We start from the raw sequence: 14,144 nt of genomic DNA, 5'->3' as shown, positions 1-14,144 counted from the left end.
TTAACTTTAATCGCTTAAGCAAAAGCGGAGAAAACTAACGCAAATGAGTACGGTCAATCAAAGTAAGTTCGCAGCCAAAGGCGTTAATCGCCGCCAGTTTTTAGCCACATCGGCAAAAGCTACCTGCGCTATGGGCTTACTAGGAATGGGGTTAACGGCGGTTGCTAAGCAATCTAGTCAGTTAGACCCGCTCGCGATAAGACCGCCAGGTGCATTAAGTGAAGACGATTTTCTCTCGGCCTGTGTACGCTGTGGTTTATGCGTAGAAGCCTGCCCCTACGACACCCTCAAACTGGCTCGCTGGTTTGAAGGTGCGCCAACGGGCACGCCCTACTTTACTGCACGCAATACTCCCTGTGAGATGTGTGAAGATATCCCCTGTGTTAAAGCCTGCCCATCGGGCTCGCTGAACCATGAACTAACGGATATTGACGACTCAAAAATGGGTATTGCAGTACTGACCGATGAGAAGAACTGCCTTAACTTTAAAGGGTTGAGATGTGATGTTTGTTACCGGGTTTGCCCGCTAATCGATGACGCTATCACCCTAGAGATGCAACACAATGCTCGCAGCGGTCACCACGCGATGTTCCTGCCCAAGGTCAACAGCGACAGCTGCACTGGCTGTGGGAAATGTGAACATGTGTGTGTACTAGAAGAGCCTGCGATTAAGGTGTTACCGACTCATATTGCTTTAGGTAAAACGGCTTCACACGATACCTATATCAACACCGAAGAGACTACGCTTGAGATGTTAAACAAGGGGCTTGAGTTATGAGCCAGACACTAAAGCAAAAACCGACAACACATGGCTTTGCCAAGGCGGCAATTAAAGAGTTAGGATGGTGGCGCGCCCACAAATTCCTATTTCTTCGTCGCCTATGCCAAGTCTGTGTCTTTGCACTGTTTGCCATTAGCCCTTTCATCGCAACGTGGGCTGGTGTTTGGTTGCTTAAGGGCAACCTCTCTGCCAGTGAACTCTTCGGCGTTGTCCCTTTGTCTGATCCACTTGCCAGCTTGCAAGTATTGATGACAGGACATTTACCCGAGCTGAGCTTATTACTTGGCGCCGTCATTATCGCTCTGCTGTATGCAGTGCTTGGCGGTCGAGTATTTTGCAGCTGGGTTTGCCCCGTAAACATGGTGACAGATCTCGCCAGCTGGTTACGACGTAAAATGAACTTGCCTCGCACTACAGAGATGCCAAGAAACTTACGTTACTACTTGCTTGCACTCGTACTGATCTTACCCGTACTGACTGGCCTTACTGTTTGGGAGTGGGTAAATCCCGTTCCTGTACTGTATCGCGCGGCACTGTTTGGTGCTGGCAGTGGTTTATGGATCTTGGCCGCCATCTTCTTACTGGACATGTTTATCAGTGAGAGAGCATGGTGCGGACACTTGTGCCCAACGGGTGCACTCTTTGGCCTTATCGGCAAAGTGAGTCCGGTAAAAGTATCAGCCGTAAACGCAAAAGATTGCGATAACTGTATGGATTGTTTTGTTATTTGCCCTGAAAGACAGGTATTAAAGCCTGCACTCAAAGGCAAGCAACCCATGATAACCGACAGTGATTGTACTCAATGCGGCCGTTGTATCGACGTTTGCGCCCAACGCGTTTTCCAGTTTCAGAATCGAAAGAACCAAAATCGAATTGCCCTAAAGGCGGAGAACAACCAATGAAAAAAGTACTCACCTTAGCTGCGCTAGTGATGGCGCTTAGTGCTTGCTCTGGTCAGCAAGCAAACACTCAAGCCGAACCCGTTAATGTTATTTCACTAGGTAAGTCTGAGATCACCGATATTCGTGCAGCCGATCCTGCGCCGCTTTATCCAAAGCGCGGTAAGTCTATCGAGCGTACCTTCGTGCATCAGCCTCCTATGATCCCGCATAAAGCCGATTACCCAATCACGCTGAAGAAAAACGGCTGCATCAGCTGTCATAGCCCAGCAAAAGCTAAGCGTATGAAAGCGACTGCAATTGATCCTTCTCATATGTTGGCCAACGGCAAGCTAAACAACGAGTACTACAACTGTACTCAATGTCATACACCGCAAGCTGAAAATAAGCAGCAGTTGGTCGAAAACGACTTCTCTGTTCAATAAGCTTTAGCTAGCTTTAAACCATTAAAAAACCACCTCAATTGAGGTGGTTTTTATTTTATTCACTCAGAGATAATTATTCCAAAGGCTCCAACTTCCCTTCGCGTGCCGGAACAATCAGGACATTGGCGCGAATACGACTAAGTATAGATTCAGCCATATTGCCAACGACAAAGGCGTAGACTCCTTGACGCTGCACCGTACCAAGCACTAAATAGCGTACCTTATGCTTACAAGCTAATTGATAGATACACAGATCGGGGTCGCCAACGGTAATATGAACACACTTAGGGTCGATATTGAGCTTATCAAACAGCGCTGATACTTTGCCCGAGACTGTCTAACCATTGCATGGGTGTAAACTATCTCCTATCAACTATCTCCTAGAGGCTGCAATACCCCCTCGCGCGCAGGCACAACCAACACATTACTGCGGATACGACTTAATATTGATTCTGCCATATTGCCAACCACAAAGGCGTAGACTCCTTGACGCTGTACCGCACCAAGCACTAAATAGCGTACCTTATGCTTGCAAGCTAATTGATAGATACACAGATCGGGTTCGCCAACGGTAATATGAACACACTTAGGGTCGATATTGAGCTTATCAAATAATGCTTGATGCTTTTCTCGAGCTTTTTTTATCATCGCATAGGTATCGACGATCTCCATATCATGGATCACCTGAGGCAATCGGATCACAAATGCAAGATGTAGCTCGCAGCCAGTCGCTTTAGCCAACGCGATAGCTTGACGAATAACAGATTGATTTAGTTGCTGCTTTAAAGTTTTTTTACTGTCAAGATCTAAGGCCATCATCACGGTGTTATTCTTCTGTACCGGATGATCGGTCAGTAGCATCAATGGCACTCGGGTGTGACGGATAAGATTCCAGTCTACAGGTAAGTAATGATCGGCATGGTGCACCGCTTTAACGATAAGATCGAAGCCATGGCGGTCTGAATGATGACAAGCATGCTCATAAAGATCTTTGCTCCAGACACTGTGGATTGGTGTATCGGCGGCATCGATACTCTCTAACTCCAGTTCAATCTTAGCCATGCGTTGCTTCATCACGTGCTTTTGCGCAACAGCAACAAACTTGGGATTGTAATATTCGGCATTACCAAAGTATTCAAAACTATAAGCAAATACTTCGGCGCGCTTTCCTAACTCTCTGGCAAGCTCAACCCCTGCCGATATCGCATCGACATGAGCCTCTTCTCTCTGGGAAATAATGAATACTTTGTCCATCGCACTCTCCGGTTACTACTACCTAATACTAGCTTAGACAAGTTTGTCCCTATGTGCCGTTAAACCGATACGATTAACGATCCGGATCAAAACATGAAAAAGCTACCTCTTAGGTGGCCTAGCCTCAGTAGGACTCGTCACCACGGTGACCTAATCATCGACAACAAGCTTGGAGTTTTCAATAGATTAAACTGCCGTTATCAACGCTATGTCACTTGCTATAGTCCTATTTTCAGGTAACGTTATAACAACATCAATTGACATAAGAAGCGTTAATATGAAGTCAGGTAAGCACGATGCACAGCTACTCAAACTTGCGTTAGAAATTGGTGTTGGCTACGCCAAGAAGAGAGGTTTTGCCGATTTTGGTCAAGGGATCTCTCCAAAAGACAAAGTTGAATGTATTTATCGGTTACTGGTGCAAGATAACCTTATCCAAGCATTATCAAAAGACAAAGAAGATGGCCCCAATATGAAACACAAACTGGTGTTATGGATCAGCCGCCAACTGCCACCAGAGCATGAACTGCTTAACTGATCATTACTTGTCACTATCAATCCACCTGCTACGCTCAGTGGCAGGTATTACTCATCGAGGTCTTCCCTCAAAAAAGCAGTAGCTTAAACCTATTAGGTAAGGCCTAATGCAGGGAATATGACAAAGTCATCTTTTATTTTAAGCAAAATACTCACGCCAAGTTTGAGGGATTTTGACGCGAGCAAGTGCAACTAAAGATGCAAGGTTTAACGCAAACCTTTATCAAGCTAAATCACTAAGCAATAATGTTATGAAGCCAGTTTACTTGGCTTTGTCTGCTCTTGGGCTAAAGATTGCTGCTGGCGAGAGGCATTCTCGAGCTTTTGCTTTTCGGCTTTATCCATTGGTTTAGCGGCTAAATATAGAGCTTGAGCGAATAAACCTTGATATGACTTCATTTTTTTTCCTGTCGTTACTATAAAAGTAGTTGCGATAAAATAGTCGAAATAGTGTGCTTGCGGTCAAAGTAATCCTTATCCTACTATTAGTAAAATGAATAATAACCATCAACTAAATTCCATTTAAGCATGAACATACAGATTAAGAGCTTGCACTGCTTTGTGACCTTACTAGAGGTTGGTAACTACACCCGCGCTGCAGAAAAATTACACCTTACTCAGCCGACACTGAGCAAGATGATCCAGCGCTTAGAAGAAAATTTAGAGCAACCGCTATTGATTAGAAATAATCAAAAAGTGATCGCAACTGAAGCCGGACGAATGCTTGCCAATAGCGCTCAACAAATAGTTGGACAGTGGCATCGATTACAAGAAGAGTTGAATAGCTTGAATGGCCTGCAAACAGGACAGTTACGATTGGGTGTCTGCCCCATGATGGGTGAGATGATTATTAGTCTGCTCAGCGAATATCGTAAACGCTTCCCAAAAATTGAGGTCAGCATCGTCGAATTAGGCGGCTTCGGTGCAGAGCAAGCACTACTCAATGACACCTTAGATCTCACCTTTACCGCGCTTCCTACTACACACTCGCAGGAGTTTTATAGCCATAACCTTAAGGGTTACCCTCTATTAGCATGCATACCCAACGGCCATAAACTTGAAAAGTCAGAGGCTATTACATGGGCCGCTATTGAGCCTCACCCCTTTATTCTCTATAACGATGATTTTTCTCTTACAAAACTTATCCATAGATTAAGCCGCAAGGCCAATGTGGAACTCAATATTGCGGCCCAAAGCGGCCAATGGGATTTTATTGCCGCTATGGTAGAGGCCCAGATGGGAGTCGCCATCTTGCCAAAGCCTATCTGCGACAAGGTAACCTCAGACAAGCTAGTTTATCGGCCATTGTCGCCGAACTTAACCTGGGATCTGGCGCTGATTTGGCGTAAAAACTTACCACTAACGCCTGCAGCAGAAAGCTTCATCAACTTAAGCCGCGAGCTAAGTCCTGATACCCCTCTGTATAAATAATTTTGACTCCTTAGATCCTTTAATCCTCGTCACAACCAAGCCTTGATGCGATCAAGCCCCAAACTTTATTTCTTTACCTATAATTATTGACTATAGAACAAGGGATAAACAAATCTGGATAGCGGGGGATAATGTGGCTGTGGCAACTCAAGGACTGACGACCGTTCAGGCACTGGCGCGGTTGCAACAGTACGGTAAGAACTGTTTGCCAAAACCCTCAAGAAATAGCTTCTTATCGCTATTTCTACTCCAGTTTCGTAGCGCATTTATCTACGTACTACTGGTGGCCGTTATTGTCTGCTTGCTGCTGGGGCAACTTATTAATGCATTCTTTATCTCAGCAGTATTACTGATCAACGCTCTCATTGGCACCATTCAAGAGTACTCGGCGCAGCAGGCTGCCGATTCATTGGCTCATATGGTACCCCAGCAAAGTCGTGTTTTGCGTGATGCTCACCCTATACTCATTCCCAGTGAGGACGTAGTTCCTGGTGATTGGCTCATACTCAATAGCGGCGACCGCATCGGTGCCGACATAGCGCTTAAACAATCCACCCAGTTTCAGGTCGATGAGTCAGCCCTAACAGGAGAGTCAATCTCAGTTAGCAATACGAAACAAGCATTTGCAGGTACTTTAGTCACTCATGGCCGAGCAGAAGGCGAAGTCATCGCTACAGGGAGTAAGACTCAAATTGGCCAGATAGCCAAGCTTGTCCATCAAGGCGAGCCAACCAAGCCGCCGCTAATGCAGAGGATCGATCAGTTTACCCTGCGGATCGCAATCGCGATTCTCATCATCATCGCCTTTATATTTGGCCTCACTCTCCTGCGTGGCGCCGCCCTCTCTGAGGTCTTTCTACTCGGCGTTGCATTAGCCGTATCGGCCATCCCCGAAGGTCTCCCTGCAGCGATTACCGTGGCGCTTGCCATCGGTATGAAACGCATGGCGAAGGCAAACGTCATCGTGCGTAAACTGGTTGCGGTTGAGGCGCTCGGCTCCTGCACCTTTATCGCCTCTGATAAGACTGGCACCTTGACGGTCAACGAGATGACCATAGGTCAAATCTGGCTGGCAAACGACCAGCTATATGATGTAACAGGAGAGGGGCTGAGCCCAACGGGTCAGGCATACCGTCACGGACACGATAGCCCGGTCGACTTGCAGCATGAAACTGCACTCAAACAGTTAGTCACCGTTGGAGTCTTTGCCAATGAGGCACACTTGGTCTTTGAGGAGGATAAGGTTCATGCCGATGGTGATGGGGTCGATCTGGCATTTCTCATTTTAGGCCACAAGCTTAAAACTCTCCCCGATACAAGGCGTAAGCGGCTGACTCTGTTTCCCTATGAGTCGGAGAAAGGTTTTGGTGCCAGTGTCGATGAAACAGAAGCGGGTCCCGAGATCTCGGTAAAAGGGGCGGTAGAGAAGATCCTACCCATGTGCTCAATGAGCAAAGAGATGCGGCAAACCATTCTTAGCCAAAGCCACTCTATGGCTAAGCGTGGTTATCGAGTCCTCGCCTTGGCTCATGGTACAGGCACGCCACTCGATGATCACTTCAATGGCCTGAAATTTCTAGGCTTAGTCGCCATGAGCGATCCCTTAAGGCCCGATGCTATCGATGCGGTAGCTGCCTGTCGACAAGCTAAAATCAAGGTGGCGATGATCACAGGAGACCACCCAGCGACTGCACTGAGCTTATCACAACAGCTCAAAATTGCCGGTGAGACCGATAGCGCAATCACGGGTCAGCAACTCGAACAAGCAAGGCTTGAGGATATCAATTCCTTTGATCGACTGGTGGCTAACCATAGAGTGTTTGCCAGGGTAAAGCCCAAACAGAAGATGGAGATCACCGAGTCGCTTATCAGACAGGGCGAGTTTGTCGCCATGACCGGAGACGGCGTCAATGATGCTCCAGCACTAAAGCACGCCCATGTGGGGATCGCCATGGGTCTTAGGGGGACCGATGTGGCCAGAGAAAGCGCATCCTTGGTGCTCACCGATGATAAGTTTAGCTCCATAGTAAAGGGGATTATCGAAGGGCGCATCGTCTATAACAATATCCGTAAGGTGATCTACCTGCTTATCAGCACTGGAGCCGCTGAGATCTTGCTGTTTATCCTCAGCGTATTATTTGCACTGCCAATTCCCCTCTTCCCGCTTCAGATCCTCTGGCTCAATATCGTCACCAATGGTGTGCAAGATGTTGCGCTTGCCTTCGAGCCTGCCGAAGGCAGAGAGTTATCTCAAGCCCCGCGATCACCAAAGGAACCCATTTTCGATCGACTCATGCTTGAGAGAGTCTGCAGCAGTGCTCTCACCATGGGCTTGGTGGCATTCGCTCTATTTGCGAGTTCGCTACATATGGGCGTCGATGAAGTTGAGGCTCGAAATCTAACATTAATGTTGATGGTGTTATTTGAAAACGTTCACGCACTCAACAGTCGCTCTGAACACAGATCTTTACTGCGGACACCTCTGTTTAGTAACCCAATATTGCTTATCGGCATTCTTGTGGCCCAAGGGATCCATATTGGTGCCATGTATACACCTGGACTCAGTGATGCACTGCAGCTCAGCCCTATTAGCCTAGAACAGTGGCTTGTCTTGCTCGCCACAGCCTCAGTGCTCTTCGTTGTGGACGAAGCACATAAAAAGTATTGGCACACTAAGCATCATCCTAAATCAGCAGTCTCGATAGCTGAACATCCGCGAGAATAGTAACGATTTGTAAGGTGGAGTACCGTGACTAGGTCAAATATTAGACTTAATACAGGCCCACAACTATTCTAATATTAGTCAACCAGAGGGTTGGAAATACAGATGCGCTTTCTATATTTAGTTCTTGTATTGCTAACAGTTACCCGAGTATTTGCGGTGCTAGCCAAACGGTTAAATTTGCCGCCAATCGTGGGTGAGCTGGTGTCAGGGATCGCACTGGGGCTGTTTCTTCACCGTTTTCAAGACCTATTCCCCCTGCTATGGCAGGTGACTCAAGGTGAAGCGTTTGAGGCGCTGGCCGATCTGGGGATGTTTTTCCTCATGCTATTGGCGGGCGTGAGAATGAGCCCACTGGACTTTAAGAAAACATCCAGCTCAGCCCCCGCTGTGGCGGTCGGCGGTATGTTAGTGCCTATTATTGCAGGCACCCTGATAGGACTGATGCTATTTCCTGAGTCCCCCTTCAAGACAGTCCAAAGTTGGTTCTTAGGCACTGCCCTTGCGGTTACCGCCGTGCCAGTAACCATTCGAATGCTGATGGAGTTTAACCGCTTAGATACCGAAGAGGGCAAGACCATTGTCGCCGCGGCGCTTTGGGATGACTTGTTAAGTTTATTTATCCTCGCACTGTTGTTAGCGACCATCTCCAATGGTGGCACCCTCTCTTTTAGCTTGGGCTTATGGGGCCCGCTGTTAGCCAAGGTGCTGTTGTTCTTCGCGATTACCATCCCTGTCGGTTACTACCTGTTTCCTGTGGTCGGCCGTTACCTTAAGTACGTCAATATTCCCGATATCGATTTTAGTATGCTGTTGATCGCCTCTCTGGCGTACGCGGTGCTGGCGGAATTGCTGGGGCTACATTTCATTATCGGCGCCTTCGTCGCAGGCATGTTTTTTCATCCTGCCGTGGTGGAAAAAAAAATATATGACCGAGTAGAGAGGCAGACCTCCGGCATCACCTCCGGCTTTCTCGCACCAATCTTTTTCGTGTCGATAGGGTTCCATCTAAACTTAACCGCTCTGGTCTCTATCCCCTGGTTTGTCGCGTTACTCATTATCGTCGCCGTGCTCAGTAAGTTAATAGGAGCCGGACTCTGCGCGCGCGCCACAGGCCACAGTACCCAAGAGTCGCTGCGGATCGGAGTCGCGATGAGTGGCCGAGGAGCTGTCGAGATTGTTTTAGCAGGTGTTGCCTTGCAAGCCGGACTATTCAACCACCCAGACCCTACCCCGCCGATTATCTCTGGACTCTTCTCAGCGATTGTGATCATGGCAATTGCCACCAGCATTATTACCCCACTGTTATTAGCCTTTCTAATTCGCTATCACGGCGTCGATAAACAATAAGTTTCAGATACCCCCCTTCCTACGCAATCCCTGCGTTCAGGGATAAGTAGTTCCATGTACAAAAAAATACCCACATTACGTGGGTATTTTTAGTTGATTAACTTTCCTCTATTACCTTCAATCAGGCCTATAGGGGAATAACTAAACGGTTAGGCAACGGGTGATACTACGAAGAGTAATTCACCTTGAGACACCTGTTGACCGTTACTGTTAAGAATACGCTCAATACGATACTGCTGATCTTCAGGGTAAAGTACTGCATTCTTACGGTTAAAGCCGGCTAGCGTCACCTGCGAGAACATCTTCATCGCTTCTGTAAGCGCTAAAGTCTGATCTACAGTAACGATGTCGCCTTCCTTAACGAAGTCAGCTTCACCCGGTGCTGGAGAGGTATAGAAGATACCTGCGCCTTGAGCCATAACTTTAAGCTCATTACTCTCACCCACGCGAAGTGATGCTGTATCAACACCAACAGTCTCTGCAGCCGCTTCCATTTCAGCAATCATCTCAGACACGTCTAGCTCAGCCATAAAGCGTGGTAGATAATTAGTATCGTATACGCCTTCATTGAAGGTGCCATCTTTAAGGATGCGCGTTAGCAATGGAATATTGGTCGCGATACCTTTAATCACGACTTGATTTGCTAGGTAGTCGTGTAACTTAACAATCACATCTTCACGGCTCTCACCACGGCAGATGATCTGGGCAATCAAGCTATCGTAGTAAGGAGAAACCTCTTTACCTTCGCCAGCGATTGAGATGATTTCAATGTCATCGCGCTCAGGCATCTGGTACTCAGTGATTAGACCTGGGTACGGCAGTAACTGCAGTACGCCATGGCTATCAAGGGCGGCTTTCTCTGCCGTTACACGCACTTCCATCGCGTAGCCGATATTTTGTGGCTCTAGCTCGGCAATCGAGCGACCCGCAGCGATATCAAAACCAGCACTGACAATATCGATACCTGATGTGGCTTCAGTAACGGGATGCTCAACCTGTAGGCGAGTGTTCATCTCCATAAAGTAGACTTCATTCGCGTCTAAGTTATAGATAAATTCAACGGTACCCGCGCCCATGTAATCAGTGGCATCACCCAATAAACGGGTATATTCCATCACGCGCTGCTTAAGCTCATCTGGCAACATCGTTGAACCAGACTCTTCAACCACTTTCTGGTTGTTACGCTGCACAGAACAGTCACGTAGACCCAGTACCTTAGTGTTACCAAACTGGTCACGTAGTAACTGGACTTCGATGTGACGTAGTGAAGTCACATATTTTTCTAGGTAAAGATCACCATTACCAAATGCAGCTGCCGCTTCAGTAGAGGTCTTTTGGAACAAGGAGATCATGTCGCCTGGACGCTCAACAACCTGAATACCTTTACCGCCACCACCTTGTACCGCTTTAAGCAGTACTGGGTAACCGATTTCGCTCGCAACGTTTACCGCTTGCTCAGCATTAGTCAAAATACCATGGCTACCAGGTACAACTGGCACGTTTTGCGCCTGTGACGTCTTAATCGCATTCGACTTGTTACCCATAGTCGTCATGCTGTGCACGCTAGGGCCGACAAAGTTAACGCCGTTGTTGACACAAAGTGCAGCAAACTGCGGGCTCTCAGATAAGAAACCGATACCTGGGTGCAATGCATCAACGTTTTCGTATTCGGCGACTTTAAGCACCGAATAGGCGTTTAGATAACTTTCATCTGAAGTGTTACCACCGATACAAACTAGCTTGTCGTTGTCTTTTAACATGTCTGCAGGTACAGAAGTCATATCTGGGTCTGATGCAACCAGTACGACCTTGATATTGTTATCATGGGCCTTACGGATAAGCTTAACCGCGGTACAACCACGAGCATGAACCAGTACTTTCTCAATCGGCTTCATTAGCTGACGAGGGTCATCCTGAACAATCACTTCTTCAGCGATCAATCTTTCAGGTACCAGTGTCGATACCGCGCTAGCAATCACATCAACAATCTTAGCCGTTGGCTTAGGCATCAATGGATCGATGCTTTGTAGTTGATCGTCAATCGTGTCACTAAATGGGTTGGTAACTAGGGCATCCATCGCGCCAGGTACTTTAGACAAGTAGTTAGATAGCGTTGAAGTAGACGGTAAGTATGCCGGAACAACCATTTGACCAGCAAACGGCATGTTAGTACCTGATAGGTAATAAGTTTGCACCAGAGGGTGAGTCACAAAACTCGCCTGTGCACCACCAGTACAGTCACCGAAACCAAACATCAATACTGGCAATTCGTTATCGCGAATAAAGCGAGTAATACGATCGTTTACAACAGCCATAGAGAATAGCGCCGCAGCACCTTCTTTAGTCTGCATACCACCCGAGCTGATAAAACAGATAACGGGCAGCTTACGCTTAGCACACTCAATCAATAGCGCACTAAATTTCTCAGCTGCCGCCATATCGAATGCACCCGCTTGGAATGCCGTATTTGATACCGCCACACCCACGCGCATTGGCTGACCGTTATGCTCGAAATCCGCAAGACCGGTGATTAAACCACATGGGCGAATGCCCCTGTCTAATGCATCTTCGATTGAAAGACGAAAGCCAGGGAAGTTCAATAAGTTAGCTGAAATCTTATCACCGTTAATCTCTTCAAATTCGGTGAAGAACTTAGCGACAATTGATTCCCAACCCATTTTGCCTGTGCGCTTTTCGTCACGTAGTACTTTCTGGATTAGCAAATCTTGGTAACCCATAGTCAAACGGTTCCAGAAGTCTTTACGACGACCGATACGCACAGGGTTAATTGCGCCAGTGTATTCACCGCTCTCTTCTTCGCTGTCGAAGTATTCAGGCAGTAAACGCTCGAAGAAGTAAGTCAAAATAACGAATAGACTATCGTTCAACTGTGGGAAACCAACACTCTTCCACTGCTCGGTACGAGTCAGTAGCTCGGCGCGGTTTGACTGTGACATAAAGTACTTCAGCCACTTGTAGAACTTGCTCTTGTCGTTGGCAACATTTTGCGTTGAAAGCGCACGGTCTATCGAGTCGTGTAGCAGGTTATCAACTGAGTTACGTGACAAGCTCTTAGACATCATGGCTTCTTTTGCGATAGACGCAAGATTGCCCACGACGTTGTCGTAAAGCGCATCAAATACCAAGATATTATGGCACTGCCAGATGAAGTCTTCACGAAGCTCGTCATGAACAATCACATCTAACACGGTTAACTTGTTAAGCTCTGGCCAATCAGCTTGAGTCACTTCAGATGGTAGTGTCTCTAGGTAGTGAATTAGCCCCTTGAAGTTGTTTTCAGCGTTACCTTTCCAGCGATGGTATAACGACCAGCTAATATTAAAGATCAGCGCCTTACGGGCTTTCTTATAGTTCTCTTTTGGTTCACCCAAAATCAAACGCGTTAGCATGTTACGCTCGGTAGACACATCATCACGCTTAGCGATGAAGTTGCCCCATAGCTTGTTCAAATCTTCGTCATAAACCAGTTTATCAGGGCTTGATAGCCAAGATTGGAACACTCTGTCTTGCTCTTGCTGAATACGTGCAAGCAAGTCCCCTTCAGGCACGCTCACCTTAGATAGGCGACCATACTGTTCTAGTGAGATAGAGTGAATACGACTACGCAGCGTTAAGTAACGCAAATAACGGTAAGCACTACCAAATAGATTCAAATGCATGGTTGGGTTGTTAGCAACCGCCAATTCTGCATTAAGCTCTAACGCTTCTAGACTCTTAGATGGGTTTAAGAAACGAGCTAAACTGCGGTTGTAATGCTCACGTAAGTCTTCTGACTCACTAACAAAGTTTATCGCTGCTTTCTCTACTGCTTCGATGCTGCTGATGATTGCACGGCGCAGGTTATGTTGACGCTCATCTTTATCTGATGGCGAGAAGTCGATGATGCCATCGATGCAACCAGAGGTATAAAGCTCTTCTGGCGATACACCTACAGATTTCGCACATTCCTGCCAAGACAAGTTGTACTTACGCGCAATGCTTTGCAAACCTTGTGGCTGAATGGTGTTAAAAATACCATCACGTAGCGATAGCAAGATGTTTGCGGCGGCGAGTGGTATAGCGCCGCCAGAGTAGCCCGCACCGATAACGATACCGACAGTTGGTACGTCAACGTTGGCGCTCTCGGCAATCGCTTTAGAAATAGAGTGTGCTTGGTTCTGGCTGTTGGCGACTTCACCCGCGTCGGCACCAGGAGTGTCGATAAGGTAGACAATCGGCATAGACAGTTCGGCGAAGTGACGAATGGCTTTACAGCAAGCGATGTGATGCTCTGGCATCCACGCGCCGTTTGCCGTTGTACGCTCTTGGGCTACAAAACCGATACGGCGAGTACGAGATCCAAAATTCAGTTCAATCTCTGCACTATAAAAAGGGCCGATATGGGTTTCGGTAATGAGCTTACCTTTAAGGTCGGCAATGATGCGCTTAGCACCAGGGCGATTTTTATCTTGAGTCGGTTGGATCACCTTAGTGACATAACCATCAACGTCTAACTGAGCCAAGTCTTTTAGGTTAGCTTGAATCGCGTCATCGTCTAAAAGACCTTTAATCTCTTCTGAAAGCGTCTGCTTGCTGTGCTCTGGGAACAATGAAAAGTCTTTCGCTAACTGCTCTGCTTTTAGAAAAAGTGGATCGGCAGTTTGCACTTGAGTCATGTTAGCGGGCTGATTTTTGCTGGTCATCGAAAGATCCTCTGCTTTTAGCCTCTGAAATTTTTAGCCCGT

General features: G+C 47.2%; 11 protein-coding genes. 7 read left to right on the top strand and 4 right to left on the bottom strand.

Annotated elements, in window-relative coordinates; all coding sequences use genetic code 11:
* Positions 1-43 precede the first annotated feature (43 nt).
* The 3 genes from napG to SHAL_RS03650 are packed head-to-tail and all read left to right on the top strand — an operon-like array spanning position 44 to position 2,105.
* Complete coding sequence (gene napG, locus SHAL_RS03660; RefSeq protein WP_012275843.1) at positions 44-778, top strand: ferredoxin-type protein NapG; 735 nt, start codon at positions 44-46, stop codon at positions 776-778.
* The gene (gene napH, locus SHAL_RS03655; RefSeq protein WP_012275842.1) at positions 775-1,683 is read left to right on the top strand and encodes a quinol dehydrogenase ferredoxin subunit NapH; all 909 of its coding nucleotides are present in this window, start codon (positions 775-777) and stop codon (positions 1,681-1,683) included. Before napG ends, napH begins: the two co-directional genes overlap by 4 nt.
* Complete coding sequence (locus tag SHAL_RS03650) at positions 1,680-2,105, top strand: nitrate reductase cytochrome c-type subunit (RefSeq protein ID WP_012275841.1); 426 nt, start codon at positions 1,680-1,682, stop codon at positions 2,103-2,105. The genes napH and SHAL_RS03650 overlap by 4 nt, the downstream gene beginning before the upstream one ends.
* Before the next feature lie 73 nt (positions 2,106-2,178).
* Here SHAL_RS03650 and SHAL_RS23395 read toward each other — a convergent pair whose 3' ends face one another.
* Together SHAL_RS23395 and SHAL_RS03645 are read right to left on the bottom strand one after the other, a co-directional pair.
* On the bottom strand, positions 2,179-2,352 hold the full coding sequence (locus tag SHAL_RS23395) for an adenine nucleotide alpha hydrolase family protein (protein ID WP_263053418.1): 174 nt from the start codon (positions 2,350-2,352) through the stop codon (positions 2,179-2,181).
* Between the two features lie 122 nt (positions 2,353-2,474).
* The gene (locus tag SHAL_RS03645) at positions 2,475-3,359 is read right to left on the bottom strand and encodes a universal stress protein (protein WP_012275840.1); all 885 of its coding nucleotides are present in this window, start codon (positions 3,357-3,359) and stop codon (positions 2,475-2,477) included.
* Positions 3,360-3,636: 277 nt separating this feature from the next.
* On the opposite strand from SHAL_RS03645, the gene SHAL_RS03640 reads away from it, so the two are divergent.
* Complete coding sequence (locus SHAL_RS03640) at positions 3,637-3,897, top strand: DUF5062 family protein (protein ID WP_041415827.1); 261 nt, start codon at positions 3,637-3,639, stop codon at positions 3,895-3,897.
* A gap of 248 nt (positions 3,898-4,145) precedes the next feature.
* On the opposite strand, the gene SHAL_RS23195 is transcribed toward SHAL_RS03640, so the two are convergent.
* On the bottom strand, positions 4,146-4,295 hold the full coding sequence (locus SHAL_RS23195) for a hypothetical protein (RefSeq protein WP_190273620.1): 150 nt from the start codon (positions 4,293-4,295) through the stop codon (positions 4,146-4,148).
* 129 nt (positions 4,296-4,424) lie between these two features.
* Between SHAL_RS23195 and SHAL_RS03635 the strand changes: the two genes are divergently transcribed.
* The 3 genes from SHAL_RS03635 to SHAL_RS03625 all read left to right on the top strand — a co-directional run bounded on the left by SHAL_RS03635 (position 4,425) and on the right by SHAL_RS03625 (position 9,399).
* Positions 4,425-5,327: a LysR family transcriptional regulator gene (locus tag SHAL_RS03635; RefSeq protein WP_012275838.1), complete on the top strand. Its 903-nt coding sequence runs from the start codon at positions 4,425-4,427 to the stop codon at positions 5,325-5,327.
* 133 nt (positions 5,328-5,460) lie between these two features.
* Positions 5,461-8,052 carry a cation-translocating P-type ATPase gene (locus SHAL_RS03630; protein ID WP_012275837.1) on the top strand — a complete coding sequence of 864 codons (2,592 nt, stop codon included), beginning with the start codon at positions 5,461-5,463 and terminating at the stop codon, positions 8,050-8,052.
* A 102-nt stretch (positions 8,053-8,154) separates the two neighbouring features.
* The gene (locus SHAL_RS03625; RefSeq protein WP_012275836.1) at positions 8,155-9,399 is read left to right on the top strand and encodes a cation:proton antiporter; all 1,245 of its coding nucleotides are present in this window, start codon (positions 8,155-8,157) and stop codon (positions 9,397-9,399) included.
* 149 nt (positions 9,400-9,548) lie between these two features.
* Here the strand turns inward: SHAL_RS03625 and SHAL_RS03620 are convergent, their stop codons facing one another.
* Positions 9,549-14,102 carry an ATP-binding protein gene (locus tag SHAL_RS03620; RefSeq protein WP_012275835.1) on the bottom strand — a complete coding sequence of 1,518 codons (4,554 nt, stop codon included), beginning with the start codon at positions 14,100-14,102 and terminating at the stop codon, positions 9,549-9,551.
* Positions 14,103-14,144: the final 42 nt, after the last annotated feature.

Source organism: Shewanella halifaxensis HAW-EB4 (assembly GCF_000019185.1).
GTDB classification, from domain to species: domain Bacteria; phylum Pseudomonadota; class Gammaproteobacteria; order Enterobacterales; family Shewanellaceae; genus Shewanella; species Shewanella halifaxensis.
This window is presented reverse-complemented; position numbering and strand designations above follow the sequence as displayed.